This is a genomic window from Polaribacter atrinae (assembly GCF_038023995.1).
GTDB lineage: Bacteria > Bacteroidota > Bacteroidia > Flavobacteriales > Flavobacteriaceae > Polaribacter > Polaribacter atrinae.
Genome location: NZ_CP150660.1, coordinates 3252618 through 3276307, shown reverse-complemented (window position 1 = coordinate 3276307; position 23690 = coordinate 3252618). Strand labels below are relative to the sequence as shown.

Annotated in this window: 18 protein-coding genes; 4 read left to right on the top strand and 14 right to left on the bottom strand. The window is 31.7% G+C overall.

From position 1 onward, the window contains the following. Positions 1-71: 71 nt before the first annotated feature. Both WG945_RS14275 and WG945_RS14270 read left to right on the top strand, forming a co-directional pair. Positions 72-755 carry a hypothetical protein gene (locus WG945_RS14275; protein WP_068451199.1) on the top strand — a complete coding sequence of 228 codons (684 nt, stop codon included), beginning with the start codon at positions 72-74 and terminating at the stop codon, positions 753-755. Positions 756-770: 15 nt separating this feature from the next. Continuing rightward, positions 771-1742 carry a bile acid:sodium symporter family protein gene (locus WG945_RS14270; RefSeq protein ID WP_068451195.1) on the top strand — a complete coding sequence of 324 codons (972 nt, stop codon included), beginning with the start codon at positions 771-773 and terminating at the stop codon, positions 1740-1742. Positions 1743-1778: 36 nt separating this feature from the next. Here WG945_RS14270 and rsmG read toward each other — a convergent pair whose 3' ends face one another. Beyond that, positions 1779-2408 carry a 16S rRNA (guanine(527)-N(7))-methyltransferase RsmG gene (gene rsmG / locus WG945_RS14265; protein WP_068451299.1) on the bottom strand — a complete coding sequence of 210 codons (630 nt, stop codon included), beginning with the start codon at positions 2406-2408 and terminating at the stop codon, positions 1779-1781. Positions 2409-2531: 123 nt separating this feature from the next. Here rsmG and WG945_RS14260 point away from each other — a divergent pair, with 123 nt between their 5' ends. Both WG945_RS14260 and WG945_RS14255 read left to right on the top strand, forming a co-directional pair. After that, positions 2532-3623, top strand: coding sequence for a fatty acid desaturase family protein (locus tag WG945_RS14260; protein ID WP_068451192.1), 1092 nt, complete (start codon positions 2532-2534; stop codon positions 3621-3623). 29 nt (positions 3624-3652) lie between these two features. After that, positions 3653-4840, top strand: a complete 1188-nt coding sequence (locus WG945_RS14255; RefSeq protein ID WP_197482102.1) for a pyridoxal phosphate-dependent aminotransferase — start codon at positions 3653-3655, stop codon at positions 4838-4840. A 1010-nt stretch (positions 4841-5850) separates the two neighbouring features. On the opposite strand, the gene WG945_RS14250 is transcribed toward WG945_RS14255, so the two are convergent. The 13 genes from WG945_RS14250 to WG945_RS14190 form a co-directional block, all read right to left on the bottom strand. Beyond that, positions 5851-7047 carry an IS256 family transposase gene (locus WG945_RS14250; protein WP_038527458.1) on the bottom strand — a complete coding sequence of 399 codons (1197 nt, stop codon included), beginning with the start codon at positions 7045-7047 and terminating at the stop codon, positions 5851-5853. 96 nt (positions 7048-7143) lie between these two features. Beyond that, positions 7144-9318 (bottom strand): DUF6923 family protein, encoded by a 2175-nt coding sequence (locus WG945_RS14245; protein WP_231874631.1) that lies wholly within the window; start codon positions 9316-9318, stop codon positions 7144-7146. 68 nt (positions 9319-9386) lie between these two features. Next, entirely contained in the window at positions 9387-9791 is a 405-nt protein-coding gene (locus tag WG945_RS14240; protein WP_231874630.1) for a DUF6923 family protein, read from the bottom strand. Positions 9792-9976: 185 nt separating this feature from the next. Then, complete coding sequence (gene ftsZ, locus WG945_RS14235; RefSeq protein WP_068449626.1) at positions 9977-11830, bottom strand: cell division protein FtsZ; 1854 nt, start codon at positions 11828-11830, stop codon at positions 9977-9979. Positions 11831-11894: 64 nt separating this feature from the next. Further along, the gene (ftsA, locus tag WG945_RS14230) at positions 11895-13244 is read right to left on the bottom strand and encodes a cell division protein FtsA (protein ID WP_068449625.1); all 1350 of its coding nucleotides are present in this window, start codon (positions 13242-13244) and stop codon (positions 11895-11897) included. A gap of 6 nt (positions 13245-13250) precedes the next feature. Then, complete coding sequence (locus WG945_RS14225) at positions 13251-13976, bottom strand: cell division protein FtsQ/DivIB (protein ID WP_068449624.1); 726 nt, start codon at positions 13974-13976, stop codon at positions 13251-13253. Further along, on the bottom strand, positions 13966-15318 hold the full coding sequence (murC, locus tag WG945_RS14220) for a UDP-N-acetylmuramate--L-alanine ligase (RefSeq protein WP_068449623.1): 1353 nt from the start codon (positions 15316-15318) through the stop codon (positions 13966-13968). The genes WG945_RS14225 and murC overlap by 11 nt, the downstream gene beginning before the upstream one ends. Next, positions 15318-16409, bottom strand: coding sequence for an undecaprenyldiphospho-muramoylpentapeptide beta-N-acetylglucosaminyltransferase (murG, locus tag WG945_RS14215; RefSeq protein WP_068449622.1), 1092 nt, complete (start codon positions 16407-16409; stop codon positions 15318-15320). The genes murC and murG overlap by 1 nt, the downstream gene beginning before the upstream one ends. Beyond that, positions 16393-17577 (bottom strand): FtsW/RodA/SpoVE family cell cycle protein, encoded by a 1185-nt coding sequence (locus WG945_RS14210; RefSeq protein WP_068449621.1) that lies wholly within the window; start codon positions 17575-17577, stop codon positions 16393-16395. The genes murG and WG945_RS14210 overlap by 17 nt, the downstream gene beginning before the upstream one ends. A gap of 86 nt (positions 17578-17663) precedes the next feature. Further along, complete coding sequence (murD, locus tag WG945_RS14205) at positions 17664-18998, bottom strand: UDP-N-acetylmuramoyl-L-alanine--D-glutamate ligase (RefSeq protein WP_068449620.1); 1335 nt, start codon at positions 18996-18998, stop codon at positions 17664-17666. Beyond that, positions 18999-20225 carry a phospho-N-acetylmuramoyl-pentapeptide-transferase gene (mraY, locus tag WG945_RS14200; RefSeq protein ID WP_068449619.1) on the bottom strand — a complete coding sequence of 409 codons (1227 nt, stop codon included), beginning with the start codon at positions 20223-20225 and terminating at the stop codon, positions 18999-19001. It lies immediately after the preceding gene. 6 nt (positions 20226-20231) lie between these two features. Continuing rightward, entirely contained in the window at positions 20232-21695 is a 1464-nt protein-coding gene (locus tag WG945_RS14195) for a UDP-N-acetylmuramoyl-L-alanyl-D-glutamate--2,6-diaminopimelate ligase (RefSeq protein ID WP_068449618.1), read from the bottom strand. Between the two features lies 1 nt (position 21696). After that, entirely contained in the window at positions 21697-23658 is a 1962-nt protein-coding gene (locus tag WG945_RS14190) for a penicillin-binding protein (RefSeq protein WP_068449617.1), read from the bottom strand. Positions 23659-23690 lie beyond the last annotated feature (32 nt).

Here is a 23690-nt window from a genome sequence, read left to right as displayed (position 1 = left end):
AAAAAGACGGAACTTTGCACGAAGTAAAACCTGTTATTTTTAGCACCTTTAAATTAGAAATGTAAACCATAATGAGCAAAAATCAAATTTATAAAGTTGATAACTTTAATGATTTACTATCTACTAAATTTAAAGGAGATATCAACGCAATCTGTTGGAACCGTACTTTAAAAGGTGATTTTTCTGAAATAGTCAATAAAATTACACTAGATGGAAATATGAGTGAAATTCTCCCTCAACAACTTTTAGATCTTCAGTTAAGTGAACAAGGTCAACTTGCGCTAGAAATTCTTTTAAACGACTTTAAGGTATTAAAAAAACATGGTAAAATTCCAACTTTAAATATCATTAAGCATTACGAGAGAGATGATGCATTTCCTTTTTTCCCTACGGATGTATATTCGTTTCATGTAGATCGTTCTCCAATACCAGCAGATACTTTTTTATGCACATATCATGGAGCATCAAGTGATATTTTACCGAACTCGCAAGGCACACAAAAAATTTTAGTTCCAGAAATAAGAATTGAACTCAAAAAACTTTATGATGGACCAGATGCTGGTTTTGAATCGTTTTTAAGTGAATATTTCTTTGATTTACATTATCAAGCAAAACCAGAAGCACAACCAATAAATTTAGGAATCGGTAATTTATGGAAACTAGCAATAGATCATCCAGAAAGCAAAGTACTTCCTTGTCTGCATAGAGCTCCAAAAGAAAAAACAGGAGAACATCGGTTGATGATGATTTGTTAATTTTAAAAATAATGTATGAAAATAAAGATTGATAAGTTTGTTCTCTCTATAGTAGTCGTAATACTAATAGCTTATTTATTTCCTCAATGGGGAACACAAGAAAGTAAGTTTCCAATTAACACGATTAGTTCTATTGGTATTTCACTTATTTTCTTTTTCTACGGATTAAAACTGAGTCCGAGTAAGTTAAAAGCAGGACTCAAAAACTGGAAATTACATATTTTGGTACAACTATCTACCTTTTTATTGTTTCCCTTACTCGTTTTATTAGTACATCCATTTATACAAAATTCAGAACAAGAAACCATTTGGTTAGCCTTCTTTTTCTTAGCTGCTTTACCATCTACAGTATCTTCTTCGGTTGTAATGGTTTCTTTAGCTAAAGGAAATATTCCTGGAGCAATTTTTAATGCCAGTATTTCTGGAATTATTGGTATTGCCATAACTCCTTTATGGATGGGACTATTTGTTAATGAAATACAATCAGACTTCGATTTTACTGATATTTATATCAAACTAATTCTTCAAATAATTGTACCGGTTATAATTGGACTTTCTTTACAACGTTTTTTTGGTGCTTTTGTACAAAAACACAGCAGTAAACTTACTCTTTTTGATAAATCGATTATCCTTTTAATTATTTACAAAAGTTTTGCAGAATCTTTTGAAAGAAACATCTTTAGCGCTGTTTCGTTTTTAGATTTATGCATTATTTTAGGTGGTGTTATCCTATTGTTTTCTATCGCTTTTTACCTCACTGGTTTTTTGTCTAAAAAACTAAAACTTAACAGAGAAGATCAAATAACAGCACAATTTTGTGGTACAAAAAAGTCTTTAGTACATGGTACGGTCTTTTCAAAAATACTCTTTGGTAACATGGCAACTATTGGTATTGTTTTATTACCACTAATGTTGTTTCATGCCACACAAATACTAATCATTAGTATTGTAGCAACAAAAAAGGCTGCTAAAAATAGCAGCCTCTAAAAATCTTAATACTTAATATTTTTATTTCTTAAAGCATTATGCTTTATACTTCATCCCTAAATGAACCACTTTTTTTGTTTCATAAAAATCTTCATCAAAAAAGTCAGGTAAATCGTAAATTGTAGCAGAAGTGTATAATTTTAATTCTTCAGATAAATCTCCACCTTTTAAGTATAAGATTCCGTTTTTTAAATCGTGATTTTGTTTTTTGGCAATTCTACCTTTTGTCCATCCCACAAAAGTTTCCATTTGTGCTACTGCTCTACTTACAATAAAATCATAAGTATCTTTTACCTCTTCTACTCTACCATTGGTAGTTTTTACATTTTCTAAACCTAAACCAGCAACAACTTCATTTACTACTTTTATCTTTTTACCAATAGAATCTACTAAATGAAACTGAGTTTCTGGAAATAAAATGGCTAAAGGAATACCAGGAAAACCTCCACCAGTACCAACATCCATTACTTTAGATCCGGGTTTAAACTGTACCACTTTGGCTATTGCCAAAGAGTGCAAGACATGGCGTAAGTATAATTCGTCTATATCTTTTCTAGAAACAACGTTTATTTTTAAATTCCAATCTTGGTATAATTCTTGAAGTTTAGAGAACTGATCAATTTGAGTTGCCGTTAGGTCTTTAAAGTATTTAAGTATAATTTCCATCAATAAATATATTTGAATTGCAAAAATAGCCATTTGCATTGGAACAATTCTTAACAATAACTGACGTTTATCATAAAAAGCTATTTCAAAAAGCATATTTTTGTAAATTATTTAAAACAGTACATGAAAACAATAAATTTTTCGAGAGTTGATAAAGCTAAATTCTTTAGAACCCTTAATAAAAGAGTAAATACATATTTTAAAGAAAACGAATTAAAAAGAACAGGAAACTGGAAATTGTACACAAAAGCAATTATTATGTTTTCTCTTTTCTTAGTTCCATTTATTTTAATCTTAACAGTTACTATGCCTCAGTGGGTAATGGCACTTTTAATGGTGATTACCGGAATAGGAATGGCTGGTGTTGGTATGAATGTGATGCACGATGCCAATCACGATTCTTTTTCTAAAAGAAAATGGGTTAACAAACTTATGGGAAGTAGTATTTATATTCTTGCCGGAAACGTGTATAATTGGAAAGTACAACACAATGTTTTACACCATACATTTACCAACGTAGAAGGGCATGATGAAGATATAGATGCAGGACGAATTATTCGTTTTTCTCAACATTCTAAGTGGCTGCCAGTACATAAAATTCAGAAATATTATTCTATATTTTTATATGGTTTATTAACCATTAACTGGGCAATTACTACAGATATTAAACAAATGCATCGTTATTTAAAACGCAAATTATCTTATGGTAAATTCCCTAACCCAGCAACAGAATGGACCAAATTGGTAATTTCTAAAATAGCTTATTATGCCCTTTGGATTGTTTTACCTTTATTAGTTTTAGACATTGCTTGGTGGAAAGTTTTAATAGGATTCTTTGTAATGCACTATACTGCAGGTATGATTTTAAGTTTGGTTTTTCAATTGGCACATATTGTACCAAATACAGAAATGCCACTTCCAGATGAAGATGGAAATTTAGAACACACTTGGGCAGTCCACCAATTATACACTACATCTAACTTTGCGCCTAGCAATTGGTTGGTAAACTTCTATACAGGTGGGTTAAATCATCAAGTTGAACATCATATTTTTCCGCATATTTCTCATGTACATTATGATAAATTAGCTAAAATTGTAAAAGAAACCGCCAAGGAATTTAATTTGCCTTATAACGAATATGCAACCATGCGTAAAGCAGTTATAGAACATTTTAGACATTTGGGAGTTTTGGGTAAAAACCCAGAAATAGCATAAGTAAAACAACAACAACAACTAACAGTAAGATGAAAAATCCATTATCGGACAGAATTAACAGTTTACCTGTATCTCAAACCTTAGCAATGGCTGCTAAAGCAAGAGAACTAAGAGCAGAAGGAAAAGATATTATTGGTTTAAGTTTGGGAGAACCAGATTTTAATACTCCAGATTTTATTAAAGACGCTGCTATTGAAGCTATCAATCAAAATTACAATTCGTATTCTCCAGTAGATGGGTATGCAGATTTAAAAGAAGCTATTTGCACTAAATTTAAGCGCGATAATGACTTAGTTTACAAACCAAGTCAGATTGTTGTTTCTACAGGAGCAAAACAATCTATTGCAAACATAGCACAAGTATTATTAAACCCAGGTGACGAAGTTTTATTACCAGCACCTTATTGGGTAAGCTACTCTGCAATTGCAATTTTATGCGAAGCAACGTATGTAGAAATTCCTTCTTCTATAGAGAATGATTTTAAAATCACTCCAGAACAATTAGAAGCTTCTATTACGCCTAAAACAAAAATGATTTTCTTTAACTCACCAAACAACCCAAGTGGAACTATTTATAGTGAAGCAGAATACAGAGCGTTGGCAGCAGTTTTAGAAAAACACCCACAGATTTTTATCTTATCAGATGAAATCTATGAACATATCAATTACGAAACAAAACCATTTAGTTTTGCAGCAATTGAAAGCATGTACGACAGAACCATTACTGTAAACGGTTTGGCAAAAGCATTTGCTATGACAGGTTGGAGAATTGGTTATATTGGTGCTCCAGAATGGATTGCTAAAGCATGTACAAAAATGCAAGGTCAAATTACTTCTGGTACAAACTGTATTGCTCAAAGAGCAGCAATTACAGCAGTTTTAGCACCAGTTTCTAAAATTCAATATATGGTAGACGAGTTTAAAACTCGTAGAGATATCATTATTGGATTATTAAGAGAAATTGATGGTTTTAAAGTAAACGTTCCAGAAGGAGCTTTTTACGTTTTTCCAGATGTTTCTGCATTCTTTGGTAAAACTATCAACGGATATAAGATAGAAACTGCAAGTGATTTCTCTTTATTTATCTTAGAAAGAGCAAATGTGGCTACAGTAACCGGTGAAGCTTTTGGTACGCCAAACTGTATTAGAATATCTTATGCAGCATCAGAATTACAAATTAGAGAAGCAATTAAAAGAATTAAAGAAGCATTAAGTTAAACTTTAAATCTCATTACATATTAAAATCCATCTTATATAGATGGATTTTTTTTGTTTTAAAACGTCTACCATTCTTTAATCATACTCCATAAAAACAAATATTAGTAGAAGTTATTTTATGGCGTACCCTTTCAGGTCAGGCTTTCCACACTCGCTTTTTTGTAAAAACAAAAAGAGCTCAAACAATTGCTTCAATCCTTCACGCAGACTATTTTTGTAAACAAGATTACCTATTAAAAGACTATTTTTTCACGAACAATAAAAGCACAAAGCAGACCTCTTATAGTATAACAAGAAAAAACCATATCTAAATTTAGACATGGTTTTAGGAAAAATTGGGGGACAATCTAGGGGACTATATATTTTTAAACTTTATATCAATTTCTTATAATCTTATTCAAAGATAATCTTAAAACCTCTTAAAAAACATCAAATCAACTCATTAACATTTAACTATAGTTAAATAGCATCTTTGCCCCGTTTAGCTAAGTTTTGTAAATTAAAAAACCTTTTAAAGAGCTAATACACTAGATTATAAGATAGTATTACTTACAAACCATAGCATCCAATAAAAAATAACGCTACTTAAACAAACTTTAAAACCTTTTTATCAGTTAGTTAAAAACAAAAAAAAGAAAAAACAACTATATTCCTATTAAAAATAAATAAAGGAATCTATAAGGTTTCTTAAAACTTACTTACTATTTTTCCTTGATCATATAAACTTACAAGTTTAATTCTTCAGATACATTTAATAGAGCTTAAGCTCACGTTCTTTTTAAGAACCTATTAAGTAACTTCTACACAAAAGCATGACAAAAAAAGAACCACAATCCCCCCAAAAAAAAGTATTACAGCATTAAAGATCTACGATGATGAAAAAATATTTAAAAAAAAATCCCGTAATTAAAAATTAATTACGGGATTTTTTAATAAACAATAGGTGAAAATTATTTTTAATGACACTATCCTAAAAAGTGTGTAAGTTCAAAATTTCAGGGTTAGGTTATTTATAACTTAATCCTGTTTTCAAATATAGCTAAAAATTGATTTAGTATCACTCCCCAATTTCTGATTGGCATGGTCCATTTTTTAGTGCTTTCTCTCAAAGCTAAAAACACGGATTTCATAACTGCTTCATCGGTTGGAAACGAGAGTTTGTTTTTTGTGTATTTCCGTATCTTTCCATTTAGGTTTTCTATAAGATTTGTGGTGTAGATTATGGTTCTTATTTCAATAGGAAAATCAAAGAATACTGTAAGCTCATCCCAATTATTTTCCCAACTTTTAATGGCGTAAGAATATTTAGAATCCCATTTAGTTTTGAAGTCATTTAAAGCAGCTTTGGCAGCTTCTTTTGTAGGAGCAGTATAGATTTGCTTCATGTCACGAGTAAATTCCTTTTTGTCCTTCCAGACCACGTAACGACACGAATTTCTTATTTGATGCACAACACAAATTTGAGTCGTTGATTTCGGAAAAATAGTTTTAATAGTATCCGTAAATCCATTTAAATTATCGGTAGCTGTGATAAGTATATCTTGAGTTCCTCGAGCTTTAATATCGGTTAAAACACTCATCCAAAAGGCTGAAGATTCATTTTTACCTAACCATAATCCTAGGACTTCCTTTTTGCCATCTGTTCTCAGGCCTACTGCAATATAAATAGTCTTGTTTATGACTTTAGAGTTTTCCCTAACTTTAAATACGATGCCATCCATCCAAACAATTAGGTAAGTGGCCTCCAAAGGCCTGTTCCGCCAAGCAATAACATCTTCTGTAATCTTATCTGTAATCCTTGAAATAGTGGATGTAGAAATATTAAAATCGTACAGCTCACGTATTTGTTCTTCAATATCACTGTTACTCATGCCTTTGGCATAAAGCGATATAATAATATTTTCGATGCCTTCTGTTGTACTTTCTCTTTTCTTTACAATTAAAGGATTAAAAGAACTATCACGGTCTCGAGGAACTTGAATCTCTGTTTCTCCTAAAACGGATTTTAATTTCTTTTTAGTGTAACCATTTCGAAGGTTGGCTGCTTTACTTTTTTTGTGCTTATCGTAGTCTAAATGGGCATCTAGTTCCCCTTCTAGTAACTTCTCAATACCACGTTTGTGCAACTGTTCTAAAAAGGATGTTAGCTCTGGTGCATTCTTGAATTGTTTTAAAAAGTCTTCGTTTAATAAATCTTCTGGTTTCATAAGTGTGTAAAAGTTAAAATTAATGAATAAAAAAATCTCAGATTAATATTTAACCTGAGATTTTAAAACTTACACAGTTTATGAGATACTGCCTTTTTAATTCACAACCAATTTAATTGTTTTATAATTTCTAAAATCATTTCTAATTTTGATAAAATAAACACCAGATTTTAAACCTTCTCTTAACAGAGAAACTTTATTGTTTCCAATCGTGGTATTTTCTTCCGTATATTTAACCAAAGCACCCGTTACATTATATACTTCAATTTTTGTTACTGCATTTGTTTCTGCATAAAAACTTAAATTAGCATTGTAACTCATTGGATTTGGAGTTAATATTGCTTCATTTTCTGCAATAACCTCTGTATTAACGTTAAGTGCTTGTTGTGTAAACTGTATATCTTTTAAATTCATTTCTTTCTCTAAAACGGTTGTTCCATCAGAAGACATGGTAAAAGTAATGTTTATAGCATCTGTTAGATTAATATTACCTCCCGCTGCAGATACAAAATGTGCTAAAGGAATTGTATAATGACTTTCTGTTTCGTTTAACTTTATAGTGGTTCTAAATTGATTTTCCCACGCATCAATACCTTCTTTTAAAATTGTAATCTCTAAATCACCTGTTCCGCTTGCATCTAACTCAAACGTATCAAATTCAGATAAATCAACAGCGGTAGTTCTTGGTGTAAATGATCTAAATGCAGAAACATATTCACTTGTTATTGCTTTTAAATAAATATTTCTTTCTACCCTATACCCACTACCAACATAAATATTATCATTTTGTGTAATTGCAAATTCGCTAACAGTTGTTCCTGCAGGAGAATCATCTTTTCCCCAAACACCATCCGACATAAATAAATCATCTGGAGTTAAATTATATTCATTTTCAATTCTAAAACCAATGTCAAAAATGTTTCCTGTTTCAATAACCAAAGATTCAATATAATTACCTGTTAAACTCATTGTATTATTAAAATACTCTGTTGCAGAAGTTTCTGTTCTTTTAAATCCAGCATCAATAACCACACTTTTACTTCTTCTAACATTAATCAACTCTAATTCTAAAGTACCGTTTACATATTCTCCTTTTTTAACAAAAACAGGTGGTGGTGTTGATGTAACATAATCTGAAATAGGCTTTTGTATTTCAAATAAAGCCAAAGCTTCTTCTCCCAAAGTTAACAAATCATCTACACTATTTGTCCAAATTTGAAAGTTATAATAAGTTGCTCCCGCTTCATATTTATCAATATTCCAATGACTGTCTATTTCAAAATTTACATCATCATTAATCAATCTTCCAGAAAAACTTAAAACAAATTCCTTTGATTCGTTGCTATTCTTTATAATTGATTTAATAAAGTGTACGCCCTCTTTTTCTTCGCCATCTTCTCCTTCTTCCACCTCTTCTTGAAATAGTTCTATGGTAGAAACAGATAATAATTCTGCTCCTAACAATCGATCACAAATAAACTTAGTATGTTCATACACTCCGTTTTCTGTTTTTGTTGCCAAAACAACAGCTACTGTTTCTCCATCCTTTACATAATCTACAGAATACAGTTCGGTTGCATTTGTAATAGCAATTAAATCTGACGGAGAAGATTCTAAGGTTGTAGTTCCAGGAATTACATCCAAAGGAATTAAATCTTTTAATTCAAAACTTGTACTTTTTGATACAGTCTTTTTATAATTCTTAGTTTTTATTACTCTTTTTGCTTTTGATTTGTCAAACTTATAATTCTCTTTTTTCCTTAAATAATTTCTTTGATTTATTTGCTGAGAAAGACGGTCATTACTTTCTAAACCACCATCATTTCCACTAGAAACTTCTGGCGCAAGTACAGGACAAGCTGCAACACCAGAACACGCAGGATCATCACAGTCTACTAATCCATCTCCATCATCATCTACACCATTTGCACAATCTTCTTGAGGCACAGGTGCCGTAGGACATCTTGCACCATCATTAGAACTACTTGAAGGTCCGTATGCAAAAAGATTAGAATCTAAAGAGCTTCCTTCTTGTAATGTTTGTACACTTTGAATAACATATACTGTTCCTGTTTGGTTTGCTGAAACATAAAAACGACCTGAAGCATCAAAATAAACAGCTCCATACGTATAACTTAAACCTGATAAAATAGGAACTTCTCCTAAGTCAGTTACTTCACCTGTAGCAGCGTTAATTCGATACAATATATTTGTCTTTTTTTCTACAGTATATAAATGACCATCAACAGCATTAAAAGCCCAATCATGCACAGAAATATTTTTTGATAAGGTATTTGTACTTACATATTTTGTGTAATTAGCAGATTCAGGATTTAAATCTATTTTAAAAAACTAGTTCCACCACCTTTTAAATAGTAAATTCCTTCAGAACTAACATCTCCAACATATCTGCTAGAAGTTGGTAACTCATCTATATAAAAAGTTTCTACATTAAAGTTTTTTCCAATTCTTACAATTGTTTTTGCAGGCGTACTTAATGATCCCCAAATATATCCGTCTGCAGGGTTATAACCTACTGCATTTACAGATCCTTCTGTAACATCTTCTTTTACAACATAAGAGCTACCTGAAGCTAAATCTAAGGCATAAATATCATTTCTCTGAAATAAATATGCGTTATAATCACAATTAAATGGTTCATCCTGAGCAGTTATAGATATGCTTAAAATGATCAGTAAAAAGAATAAAATTTTAGTAATTGAGTTGTGTAAATGTTTTATCATAATTCCTAATTTTAAGTAAAGATATTAAGATACTACTTTTTAACTTCACTTACTAAGACAATTAACCTAAAAATGTAGACCAATTGAAGTTTTAAAATGACGAATTCATTTATTTTCTTAAAATAAAAAACCATATCTTTTTAAAGATATGGTTAAATACTATTTTGGGGGAACTTATTAAAAGTTTAATCTACATTATCATGTAAAAAAGAATTATTAGATTTAAAACTAATTTCATCTGTATTCTTCTGAATAGAAGTTTTTGTACTACTAATAGGACTATTGGTATCTAAATTTATTCCTAATCTTTTATAAGCTGGTTGACGCTCTATATCGTCTATATTTTTGTTCATCTGATCATTGAACTTATAATTGAAACCTTTCATGGTTTTACGTCTCTCTTCAGCTCTTTTTTGTAACTCCGTAATTGTTAAATCTAAAGGAGAAACCTCTTCACTCTGCGTTTCTATTTGGTTTACTTCTGCTTGAGGAGCTCTTGTCTTTAATTCAAAGTTAATTTCTTCTTCAACGACTTTTTTTTCTACCATACCAGAACTTTTACCAATAGTTGGTTGCGCATCAAAGTCTTCTAAAACATAACGTTTTTCTACCACTTTTCTCTCAAAAACAACCTCTTCTACATCTGTAGCTTCAATCTCGTTTACTTTTGGAGTTTCTACTTCTGCCTGTGGAGTTAAAGGTAAATCAAATAATAAATTAGGTTGCACTGCTTTTGGTTCTTCTACAGCTTGTACTTCTTGAGCTGGAGTTACATCTGTAATAACAAAATCATCTTCAGAAGCAATTTCTAAATCAACCTCATCATAAACAACCGACATATTTACGATCTCATTAGTCGTTTTAACCAAATTTGTTTTTGGCACTACAACTTCTTCTTCTAAAGAATGAACAACTTTCTCTTCTACAGCATTTGTTAACGGCTCGTTTAAAGAAGGTGCTTTAGTAATTGTTTTTTCACTAAAATCATACGTCGCTTTTTGCTCGTCTTCAAGAGTGTGAACAATTTTTTTTACCTCTGTATTTGTAATTGTACTTTGTTGATCTGCTGCAAAACCTGTAGCAACAATAGTAACAGCAATAGCATCACCTAACTCTTCATCTTCTCCAATACCCATAATAATATTGGCATCATAACCAGCTTCATCTTGAATGTAATCGTTTATTTCACCAATTTCATCTAAGGTTACCTCATTGGTACCAGAAACAATTAATAACAATACATTCTTAGCTCCTGTAATTTTATTATCATTTAATAAAGGAGAATCTAATGCTTTAATAATAGCTGTTTTTGCTCTAGTTTGCCCTTCTTCTTTTGCAGAACCCATAATTGCAGTTCCACTATTAGAAAGTACAGTTTTAGCATCATGTAAATCTATATTTTGTTTATAGTGATGCGTAATTACTTCTGCAATTCCGCGAGAAGCTGTAGACAAAACTTCATCTGCTTTAGAGAAACCAGCTTTAAAACCAAGGTTTCCATAAACTTCACGTAATTTATTATTATTTATTACAATTAAAGAATCAACATTTTGGCGCAATTGATCGATTCCTAATTGGGCTTGTTTAGCACGTCTTCTACCTTCAAAGGCAAAAGGCATCGTAACAATACCTACAGTAAGAACATCCATATCTTTTGCAATTTTTGCAATAATAGGAGCCGCTCCTGTACCAGTACCACCACCCATACCAGCAGTAATAAATACCATCTTGGTTTGAGTATTCAGCATTTGCTGAATTTCTTGCATACTTTCTTTAGCTGCCTGTGCTCCAACCTCTGGATTTGCACCTGCACCTAAACCAGAAGTTAAACTTACCCCTAATTGAATTTTATTAGGAACAGGACTATTTTCTAAAGCCTGTGCATCTGTATTACAGATTACAAAGTCTACTCCCTTAATTTGTTGCGTAAACATGTGGTTTACTGCGTTACTACCGCCTCCACCAACTCCAATTACCTTAATTGTGTTAGATTGTGTCTTAGGCATGTCAAATGAAATGTTATCGAATTCTGCGCTCATAATAACCGATATATTGTTTATTATTATTTTTTTGATTTTTGTTCTCTTCTCTTAATCTCAATCTTTATTCTGCGTTGTCCAAAAAATCTTTTAAACTTTCTGTAAATTTTTCAAAAAACGACTTCTTTTTGGGTTTTGGTACTTCCTCAACCACAGGTGGTTTTTCTTCTTGAATTTGCTCTTGATATTCATCAATAACTTGTTCTATAACCTCCTCTTTAATAACTTCTTCTTCTACAACAGGATCTGGCTTTTGTTTTTCTAAACCCTCCATTAATAAACCAACAGTTGTTGCAAAAGCCGGACTAGATAAAAGTTCATCAGATTCTCCTGCCAAATGTTCGTTAGGATAGCCAATTCTTGCATCCATCCCTGTTATATATTCTACCAACTGGCGTAAGTGCTTTAGTTGCGCTCCTCCACCTGTTAACACAATACCTGCAATTAGTTTTCCTTTTGCAGTTTCATGTCCGTAATTTTTTATCTCTAAATACACATGCTCAATAATTTCTTGAACTCTAGCATGTATAATTCTTGATAAGTTTTTTAAAGTAATTTCTTTAGGTTCTCTACCTCTTAAACCAGGTATAGAAACGATCTCTGTTTCTTTATTTTCTCCAGGCCATGCAGAACCAAACTTTATTTTTAATAATTCTGCTTGCTTTTCTATAATAGAACAGCCTTCTTTAATATCTTCTGTAATTACATTTCCTCCAAAAGGGATTACAGCTGTATGTCTAATAATTCCGTCTTTAAAAATAGCTAAATCTGTTGTTCCTCCTCCAATATCAATCAATGCAACTCCTGCTTCCTTTTCTTCTTGACTTAATACTGCAGATGCAGATGCTAAAGGTTCTAATGTAATTTCACTTAAACCTAAACCTGCACTCTTTACACAACGTCCAATATTTCTAATGGATGAAACCTGACCAACAACTACATGAAAGTTTGCCTCCAAACGACCACCGTACATTCCTATAGGTTCTTTAATATCTGCTTGAGAATCTACTTTATATTCTTGTGGTAATACATGAATAATTTCTTCTCCTGGTAACATCACTAATTTATGAACCTGGTTTATTAAATTTTCAATATCATTATCATCAATTACCTCATCTGCATTATTTCTTGTAATATAATCACTGTGGTGCAAACTACGAATATGTTGCCCAGCAATTCCCACAACAACTTCATGAATTTTAACACCAGAAACACTTTCTGCCTCTTCTACTGCTTGCTGAATAGATTGTATTGTTTGCGTTATATTACTTACAACACCACGTTTTACACCTAAACTTTTGGCTTTACCAATTCCTATAACTTCAATCTTGCCATACTCATTCTTACGACCAATCATTGCTGCGATTTTGGTTGTACCAATATCTAAACCAATTGCTATTTTATTGTTCTCCATTTTGATTTATTTTGCGCACACAACTTGGTTGTGATATTTTAAATTAATCGTTTTATACTCTTCAATCGTTTTATCTTCAAATGTCTTGTTATAAAACGCTTTTAACTTCTTAAATTTCACATCAATTTCAGATAATTTTCCAAAATCAATTTTATAATTTCCACTTCTCACGGAAAATTGATACTCATCGTCGGCGAATTTCTCAATTCCAACCACTTCTTTTTGCAAAAAATTATCCTGTAAAATAAAGGATATTAAAGGCAATATTTCTTTTACTTCTTCCTCTTGTTTAACACCAGAAACAAGCATTACTCTTGCTGAATAATTACTAGACAAAGGTATTTTTACACCTTGTTTATCAACATAATAAGAATCTTTTTTATCAACAATTCTTGCAACAGGTGTACGCTGTTTTATGATGGATTTTAGGGTCCCCGATATGGTTAAAAATACAGCTGCATTTTCAACATATGGGTTTTCCGAAACCGTTTTTTCCAAACTGTATAAATTTATCACAGATTTTGCTTGGTTTTTCACAGTTGTGTCATTTTGTATTAACAATTTATTAACCATAGAATGTGTCAAAAATTGATTGTCTCCAGCCTCAAATTCTATAATAATTTCTGTCACTTTTTTATTCGAATTTCTTTTTCCAGAAAAACTATACAAAAACCCCAAACACCCTATTAATAAAAGGAATGCTATGTATTTTAAAAACTTCTTAAACTTCATTTTCTATCGTTTTTAAAAGTTCATCACGTACCTCATTAACCAGCAATCCAACATCACCAGCACCCAACATTACTACCACACTTGCCAACGAATTTTTAATATCTTTTACTAATTTATTTTTTTTACTTAATTTTTTATTCTTACAATCAATTTTATCTAACAACCATTTAGAATCTACTCCAACAATCGGTTCTTCTCTTGCAGGATAAATGTCTAACAATAAAACTTCATCAAATTTTGATAATGCAACAGCAAAATCTTCAATAAAATCTTTTGTTCTAGAAAACAAATGTGGCTGAAAAACAACCAATACTTTTTCATTCGGATACATTTCTCTTACAGAACTTTCTACCGCATTTATTGCTGTTGGATGGTGCGCATAATCATCAATTAATACAAAATCGTTTGTTTTAATTTTATATGAAAACCTTCTTTTTACGCCTTTAAAAGTTGATAAACGTTTTTTAATTATATCTAACGAGACTCCATAAACATCAGCCATAGCTATTGCCGCTAATGCATTCGTAACATTATGCTGACCTGGTAAATGAAATTCAATATTTTTAATTTCTGATGACGGTGTTTTTACATCAAAAACATACTTTCCGCTTTCTATTTTTAAATTCGAAGCAACATAATCTGCAACCTCATTAATTGCATAAGTCAACCCTTTTAACGGTAATCCTTTTGCTACAATTAATGTTCCAGAAACCTTGTTTGCAAACTCTACAAAAGACTCATTTAAAGCTTCTGCATCTCCATAAATATCTAAATGATCTGCATCCATAGAGGTTACACAAGCAATATTAGGACTCAACTTTAAGAAAGATCGATCAAACTCATCTGCTTCTACAACACTAACTTTATCAGCACCTAAAATTAGGTTAGAATCATAGTTTTCTGCAATTCCACCTAAAAAAGCAGTTGCATTTACTTCCTGCATAATATGCCCTAAAATAGCTGAAGTGGTTGTTTTACCATGTGTACCCGCAACCGCAAGACAAAAAGTTGTTTCTGTTATTTTGCCTAAAATTTCTGCTCTTTTTAAAACCGTAAAACCATTCTCTAAAAAATAACTTAATTCAGCATGATTTTTAGAAACTGCAGGTGTATAGACAACCAACGTTTTTTCTGTATTTAAAAATGAAATAGGAATGTTTTTAACAGCATCCTCAAAATGAATTTCAGCACCCAAACCTTCTAAATCTAAAGTAATTTGAGAAGCTGTTTTATCATAACCAGCCACCTTTTTTCCATTAGACGCAAAGTAACGAGCAATTGCACTCATTCCTATGCCTCCAATTCCGACAAAATAGACGTTATGTATATTATTTAAATTCACTATTTTAATAATTTTTCTACTTCATTTACAATAGCTGTTGTTGCTCCCGGAAGCGCTAGTTCCTTTATATTTTCTGACAAATTGCTTTGTTTTCCTTTATCTTTTAATAAGGTTTCAAAAACAATTGGAAATGTTTCTAATTCACTTTCCTTTAACAAAATTGCACCATGCTTATTCGCAATAGACTTTGCATTTTTTGTTTGATGATCTTCCGACACATTTGGTGAAGGAATAAACAATACAGGTTTCCCTACAATACACAATTCGGAAACAGAACTCGCGCCTGCTCTAGAAATAATAATATCTGATGCAGCGTATGCAAAATCCATTCTATTTAAAAACTCATGCACCTGAATATTTTCTATTTCGTTGTATTTTTTATATTCTTCAAAATACAATTTACCACATTGCCAAATAACCTGAACTCCTTGTTTTTTAAAGAATTCTAAATTAGTTTCCACCAATTGATTAATTTTCCTTGCTCCTAAACTACCTCCTAAAACTAAAATAGTTTTCTGGTTTTTATCTAATTTAAAAAAACTTTTACCTTCTTCTGTTTTAGAATGAATAGATAATAAATCTTGACGAACAGGATTTCCTGTTTTTACAATTTTATCAGCAGGAAAAAAACGTTCTAAATTATCATAAGCAACACAAATTTTATAAGCTTTTTTACTCAATAATTTATTAGTAATTCCAGGAAACGAATTCTGCTCTTGTATAAGAGTCGGAATTCCTTTTCTATTTGCCATTATTAAAGTTGGCCCACTTGCAAAACCACCTGTACCAATAGCTACATCTGGTTTAAATTTTCTAATAATTTTAGATGCATTCCATAAACTACTGATCAACTTAAAAGGAAAAGATAAATTGTCTACCGTTAACCTTCTTTGTATTCCAGAAATCCACAATCCTTTTATTTCATATCCCGCTTGCGGAACTTTTTCCATTTCCATTTTATCCTTTGCCCCTACAAACAAAAATTTAGCATTCGGATAACGCAACTTCAATTCGTTTGCAATCGCAATAGCAGGATAAATGTGCCCTCCTGTACCTCCTCCAGAGATTAATATGTTAATCGATTGTTTCATGAAGTATGTTTAAAGGGTTATCATCTAAAATATCTTCTTCTGTCTCCTCTTTAGAAGCACTTACACTTAAAATCATTCCTAATGCAAAACAAGTCATCCAAATAGAAGTACCACCACTACTAATTAGCGGTAAAGTTTGCCCTGTTACTGGAAATAAATTGGTTGCAACCGCCATATTTATAGAAGCCTGAAAAATAATTGGAAGCCCAACTCCTAGGACTAACAAAGTACCAAAAATTGTTGTCGTTTTTCTTATGACAACAAAAATTCTAAACAGCAAAATAAAATATATCGATACAATTAAAAAACCACCAACTAAACCATATTCTTCAACAATTATGGCATAAATAAAATCTGATGTAGACTGAGGTAAAAAGTTTTTTTGTACACTTTTACCAGGACCAACACCAAATGTTTCTCCCATAGCAATAGCTATTTTTGCTTTTTCTACTTGGTAAGCTTCTTTGCCTTCATCATCAGAAAAACTTGTAATTCTGTTTTCCCATGTCTGTACTCTATTCGGCATTAAATCAGGAAAAGCTTTTGCTGCTAAAACAAAAATCAACAACGCTCCAATTCCGGCTCCGATTATAATTCCTAAATATTTTAACGGATATCCACCAATAAAAGTTATAATTAAAATCATGGTGAAAATAATTGCCGTTGTAGAGAAATTGGCAGGTAAAATTAAGCTTAAAACAACAGCAACAGGCAACCATAACTGCCATAAACTTTCTTTAAAACCAATTACATTATCCTTATTTTTAGATAAATATCTTGCTACATATACCATCAACACCAAACCTGCCAATGTAGAGGTTTGAAAACCAATACCACCAATACTAATCCATCTACTTGCATTTGCCCCTCCAATAGTTGTACCCTGAGACAGCGTATAAATCAATAAAAAGACAATTACAGGAAGCATTATTACCGAACCACCAGAAAAAAATCTATAAGGCACTTTATGAACCCCATAAATAATAGCAAAGCCCATAATTAACAAAACTACATGTTTTATAAGGTACCCAAAAGAAGAACCAGAACCAACAACATACTCCAAGTTTGTGCTTGCGCTATAAACTGGCATAAATGAGAATATGGCCAAAATAGCAACAATTGCCCAAATGGTTTTATCTCCTTTTATATATTGAAAAATGGTTTTCATTATTTAAACACTTAGACTTTTAGATTCTTAATTAAATATTATTCTATTTCAATTAAACATGTAAACAATTACACGATTAAACAACTTTACAAATTTCTTACTGCGTTCTTAAATTGACGACCTCTATCTTCATAGTTTTCAAACAAATCGAAACTAGCACATGCTGGCGACAATAAAACAGCTTCTCCACTTTCTGCTAATTTTTGAGATACCTTTACAGCTTCTTCCGCTCCCGCAGTTTCTACAATAATATCTACCACATAACCAAAAGTGTTTTTTATCTTATCATTATCAACACCCAAACAAACAATTGCTTTTACCTTTTCTCTAACCAAAGGCAACAAATCGTTATAATCGTTTCCTTTATCTACACCACCAACAATCCAAATTGTGGTTTTATCCATACATTCTAACGCATAATACGTTGCGTTAACGTTGGTAGCTTTAGAATCATTTATATACTCTACTCCTCTAACTTTTGCTACATTTTCTAAGCGGTGTTCTGCTCCTTCAAAATCTTCTAAACTCTCTATAATAACTTGCTTTCTAGCCTTTAATAATTGAGCCGCCATAGTAGCTGCCATAGCATTTTTTGTATTATGTTTTCCTTTTACTGATAAAGTTGATAACGGCATGTTAATTTTGTCTTTATTTATATTGATAATAATATTATTGTCTTTGATATAGGCTCCATACTCTAATTCTTTTTCAAGCGAAAACGGAACTAATTTTGCGCTTGTTTTATTTTCTTTTAACCAATTATTGATAGCATCATCATCTGCATCATAAATTAAATAATCGGTTGCTGTCTGATTCTTAGTGATTCTAAATTTTGAATCTATATATTTATTAAAATCATATTCATATCTATCTAAATGATCTGGTGTAATATTTGTTAAAATTGCAATATGACTATTAAAACTCTCTATTCCATCTAACTGAAAACTACTTAATTCTAACACATAGCTTTCATAAGATTGCTCTGCAACTTGTTGCGCAAAACTGTCACCAATATTACCTGCAACACCAACATTTAAACCTGCATTTTTTAAAATATGATGCAATAACAATGTGGTAGTTGTTTTTCCATTAGAACCTGTAATTCCCACAATAGTTGCGGCTGTAAACTGCGCTGCAAATTCAATTTCTGAAATAACAGGAATTGAATTTTCTTTTAATTGCAGAATTAAAGCAACCTTATCTGGAATTCCAGGACTTTTCATCACTACATCGGCACTTAAAATTTTGCTTTCTGTATGTTGATTTTCCTCAAAATCGATCTCGTTATTTAAAAGAACTTCTTTATACTTTTTTGATATTCCGTTTTTATCCGAAACAAAGACTTCGTACCCTTTTTGTTTTCCTAAAAGTGCTGTACCAACACCACTTTCTCCACCACCAAGAATTACGAGCCTTTTCATTTATCTTAATTTTAAAGTAACAATTGTAAATACTGCTAACAAAATTCCAACAATCCAAAAACGGACTACAATTTTACTTTCGTGATAGTTTAATTTTTGATAATGATGATGCAAAGGCGCCATTTTAAAGATCCTTCTTCCTTCTCCAAATTTCTTTTTTGTGTACTTAAACCAAGAAACCTGCATAATTACCGAAAGATTTTCTACTACAAATATTCCTGCTAAAATTGGCAACAACAACTCTTTACGGATAGCAATTGCAATAACCGCTATAATTCCACCAATAGTTAAACTACCTGTATCTCCCATAAAGACCTGAGCCGGATACGTATTGTACCACAGAAAACCAATTAATGCCCCAGCAAACGACAAAATAAAAACAGTCATTTCACCCGAATCTGGTATATACATTACATCTAAATAATCTGCAAAAATGATGTTTCCAGAAACCCAAGCAAAAACCGCTAAGGTTAACACTATTATTGCTGACGAACCAGTTGCTAAACCATCTATTCCATCTGTTAAATTTGCTCCATTTGAAATTCCTGTTACAATAAAAACAGTAATAAATATGAAAACAATCCATCCATATTTTTCATAGCCATCCCCTAAAAAACTCAAGGCTTTTGAGTACTCTAATTCATTGTCTTTGAAGAAAGGAACTGTAGTTTTTGTAGATTTATGTGCTTCACCAAAAACAACCTTTCTCCCTTCTTTATTTATTATTTGTTGCTCTTTTGGTAATTGTTCTTTTATAGTAACTCCATCATTAAAATAAAGCATAGAACCTACAATAACACCCAGACCAACCTGACCTAAAACCTTAAACTTACCACTTAGACCGCCTTTATCTTTTTTGAAAACCTTTATATAGTCATCCAAAAAACCAATTAACCCCATCCAAACCGTAGTTATTATTAAAATGATTACATAGATGTTATCTAATTTGGCTAATAAGAAAACAGGAATTAATGTTGCTAAAATGATAATAACACCTCCCATTGTTGGCGTTCCTGTTTTTTGTTTTTGACCATCTAAACCTAAATCCCTAACCGTTTCTCCAACTTGTTGATTTCTTAAAAAATCTATAATTCTTCTACCATAAATTGTTGAAATTAATAATGATAAAATAAAAGCTCCCGCAGCTCTAAATGTGATAAACTGAAACAATCCAGCACCAGGAAAATCCATTATATTTTCTAAATATTCAAATAAATAATATAGCATTCTTAATTATTTTTTTAATTGATTGAAACAGTTCTTTACTTCTTCTAAATCATCAAAATGAGTTCTCACTCCATTAATTTCTTGATAATTCTCATGCCCTTTTCCTGCTATTAAAATAATATCTCCTCTTTCAGAAAATTTACAAGCAGTTTTAATTGCTTGTCTTCTATCTAGAATTAACAATGTTTTTTTATAATTTTCAGCAGCAACACCAACTTCCATTTCATCTAAAATAGTTTGTGCATTTTCTGTTCTAGGATTGTCTGATGTAAAAATCGCTTGATTACTTAACTGAGAAGCAATATGTGCCATTTTTGGTCTTTTTGTTACATCTCTATCACCACCACAACCAACAACTGTAATTAATTTCTCATTACCTGTTCTAATATCATTAATGGTTTCTAATACGTTTTTTAAAGCATCTGGCGTGTGTGCATAATCTACAATTGCCGTAACTCCATCTTCTGAAATAACATACTCGAAACGACCACTAACATTTTCTAACTGACTAATAACTGTTAAAATTTCTAACTTTTCTAACCCTAATAATTCAGCAGTTGCAAAAATTGCCAACAAATTAGAAGCATTAAACTGACCAATTAACTTGGTCCAAACTTCTGTTTCATTTATTTTTAAAAGTGTTCCAGAAAACTGTTTTTCTAAAATCTTAGCTCTATAATCTGCTAATGTTTTTAAAGCATAAGTTACTTTCTTAGCTTTTGTGTTTTGTAACACAAAGTCACCATTTTTATCATCGATATTAGTAAGCGCAAAAGCAGCTTTAGGTAACGAATCAAAAAAGGTTTTCTTTACATCTCTATATTCTGCAAATGTTTTATGATAATCTAAATGGTCGTGTGATAGGTTTGTAAAAATCCCACCTGCAAACACTAAACCCTCTGTTCTTTTTTGATGAATTCCATGAGAACTCACCTCCATAAAACAATAATCTACACCAGCATCAATCATCTTATCTAAATACCTGTTGATGGTAACAGAATCTGGCGTTGTATGCGTTGCTTTAAACTCAACTTCATCAACCAAAATCTTTACCGTTGAAAGCAACCCTACTTTATAACCTGCTTTTTTAAACAACTGATATAAAAGTGATGCTATGGTTGTTTTTCCGTTTGTACCCGTAACACCTATTAACGGCATCTTTTTGGACGGATTTTCATAAAAATTAGAAGCCATAATAGCTAAAGCAACATTTGCATCTGCAACTTGTACATACGTAATTCCTGCTTTTTTACCCACAGGAAAATCTTCACAAATAATTGCAATTGCACCTAAATTAATTGCTTTTTCTATATATAAATGACCATCTACAGAAACTCCTTTTTGAGCAACAAAAACATCATTCTTTTCAATCTTTCTAGAATCGAAAACAACAGAATTCACCTCAACATCCGTAAGCCCAAATACTTGATCTATAGCAACCTGATATAATATGTCTTTTAAATTCTTCAGTTTATGACAGTTTTAAAATAATGGTTCTTCCTTTTATTAATTTCTCTCCTTTACTCAGTGATTGAGACTTCACTTTACCAACTCCAGTAAACTGTACTTTTAACCCGATATTCTCTAACAATGCCAAAGCATCCATACCAGACATCCCTCTAACATCCGGAACTTCTTGATATTCTTTATTTAGTTCTTTATCAAAATTTAAATACTTTTCATCTATAGCTGCAAATTCTATTTTATCATCTACAGACTGATTATCAATAGGAGTTGTTGTATAAATCTTCTGCGCAATTTCCTTAAAAACAGGTCCAGCAACTGTTGCCCCATAATATCCTTTCTTTTTCTTTGGATCGTGGATAACTACAATACAAGAGTATTTTGGATTATCCGCAGGAAAAAAACCTGCAAAGGAAGCTACATAACGTTGACTTGAATAAAAACCGCCTTCCCATTCTCCTTTACTATTTTTAGTTCTAGGAATGTATTTTTTAGCAGTCCCAGACTTTCCCGCCATAGAAAAGTTAGATGAATAAATACTTTTACCCGTACCTTTAACCACCACATTTTCTAACACTTTTCGTAACTTACTTAAAGTCTCATCAGAAGCTATTTTAGGGTTTACAACTTCGGTTTCAAAAACCTTTTCAACCTTATCTTCTCTTCTTAATTCTTTTACAAATCTTGGTTTTACCATAACACCGTTGTTTGCAACAGCATTATAAAACATTAACGTCTGCATTGGCGTCACAGAAATACCATAACCCCAAGACATCCACTCTAGCGAAATTTTACTCCAACTATCATCTTTCGGACTCGGAACATAAGGCTTCCCCTCTCCTTGTATTTGAAAACCAATTGGCTTTGTAAAACCATATTCGGCTATTTTATCATAAAACCTTTGAGGATTTTTATCGTAATACTTTTGAATCACCTTTACCACACCAACATTAGAAGAAACCTCTAACACTCTTGCTACGGAAATCTTACCATAACCACCATGATGAGAATCTTCTACCTTTCTATTATTTACATAAATCCTACCCTTTTCAGTATCTACAATAGTTGATGTATCTATTACTTTATCGTCTAAAGCAACCATTAAACTCGCTAACTTAAAAGTAGAACCTGGCTCATGGCTTTCCCAAACAGCATAATTTCTTTTTTCGTAATATCCTCCATTAGAATCTCTTCCTAAATTAGAAATTGCCTTAATTTCTCCTGTTGCAGTCTCCATAACTACAGCACTACCATGCTCTGCTTCAAAAAACTTTAATTTATCTAACAAAGCATGATGCGTAATATCCTGAATATTAACATCTATAGTTGTTATAATATCATGCCCATCAATAGGCTCCTTTTCATTTACATCATTTATAGGTTTCCACTGATTTTTTGCGATTTTTTGCTTCCATCGCAAACCATTTACTCCTTGCATATAATCTGCAAAAGCACCTTCTATACCTGCTTCCCCTCTAAAATCTGCATACCCAATTGTACGCGCAGCAATCTTACCAATAGGATGTGCTCTTACCGTTTTATGCTCCGCAATAAAACCTCCTGAATAAACACCTCTATTAAAAATAGGAAAATCCTTAATCTTCAAATAATCTGTATAACCTACATTTCTAGCTATTAACAAATATCTATTTCTCCTCTTTTTTGCTGTTCTTAATTTATTTTGATAATAGTAAGACGTTCTCCCAAACATACCTGAAAGCGACTTAGACAATGCCACAATGTTTTTCTCAAAAATTTCACTATCTACAGCAACCACATCCATTCTAATCGTAAATTTAGACATAGAAGTAGCCAGCAAATTTCCATCTGCCGCATAAACATTTCCCTTATTAGCGTAAATAGTATCTTGTCTGATAGTTAATTCTGTAGACAATTTTCGATACTTATCTCCCTCCGTATGTTGAATGGAAAAAACACGAAACACAATAGCCAACAAAAATAGCGTCATAAAAGCAGCTACTAAGTAGAATTTTGTAAGTA

Excerpts from the sequence above, each read along its gene's own strand:
- WG945_RS14275 (WP_068451199.1), top strand. The coding sequence starts at position 72 with ATGAGCAAAAATCAAATTTATAAAGTTGATAACTTTAATGATTTACTA.
- WG945_RS14270 (WP_068451195.1), top strand. The coding sequence starts at position 771 with ATGAAAATAAAGATTGATAAGTTTGTTCTCTCTATAGTAGTCGTAATA.
- rsmG (WP_068451299.1), bottom strand. The coding sequence starts at position 2,408 with ATGGAAATTATACTTAAATACTTTAAAGACCTAACGGCAACTCAAATT.
- WG945_RS14260 (WP_068451192.1), top strand. The coding sequence starts at position 2,532 with ATGAAAACAATAAATTTTTCGAGAGTTGATAAAGCTAAATTCTTTAGA.
- WG945_RS14255 (WP_197482102.1), top strand. The coding sequence starts at position 3,653 with ATGAAAAATCCATTATCGGACAGAATTAACAGTTTACCTGTATCTCAA.
- WG945_RS14250 (WP_038527458.1), bottom strand. The coding sequence starts at position 7,047 with ATGAAACCAGAAGATTTATTAAACGAAGACTTTTTAAAACAATTCAAG.
- WG945_RS14240 (WP_231874630.1), bottom strand. The coding sequence starts at position 9,791 with ATGATAAAACATTTACACAACTCAATTACTAAAATTTTATTCTTTTTA.
- ftsZ (WP_068449626.1), bottom strand. The coding sequence starts at position 11,830 with ATGAGCGCAGAATTCGATAACATTTCATTTGACATGCCTAAGACACAA.
- ftsA (WP_068449625.1), bottom strand. The coding sequence starts at position 13,244 with ATGGAGAACAATAAAATAGCAATTGGTTTAGATATTGGTACAACCAAA.
- WG945_RS14225 (WP_068449624.1), bottom strand. The coding sequence starts at position 13,976 with ATGAAGTTTAAGAAGTTTTTAAAATACATAGCATTCCTTTTATTAATA.
- murG (WP_068449622.1), bottom strand. The coding sequence starts at position 16,409 with ATGAAACAATCGATTAACATATTAATCTCTGGAGGAGGTACAGGAGGG.
- WG945_RS14210 (WP_068449621.1), bottom strand. The coding sequence starts at position 17,577 with ATGAAAACCATTTTTCAATATATAAAAGGAGATAAAACCATTTGGGCA.
- murD (WP_068449620.1), bottom strand. The coding sequence starts at position 18,998 with ATGAAAAGGCTCGTAATTCTTGGTGGTGGAGAAAGTGGTGTTGGTACA.
- mraY (WP_068449619.1), bottom strand. The coding sequence starts at position 20,225 with ATGCTATATTATTTATTTGAATATTTAGAAAATATAATGGATTTTCCT.
- WG945_RS14190 (WP_068449617.1), bottom strand. The coding sequence starts at position 23,658 with ATGACGCTATTTTTGTTGGCTATTGTGTTTCGTGTTTTTTCCATTCAA.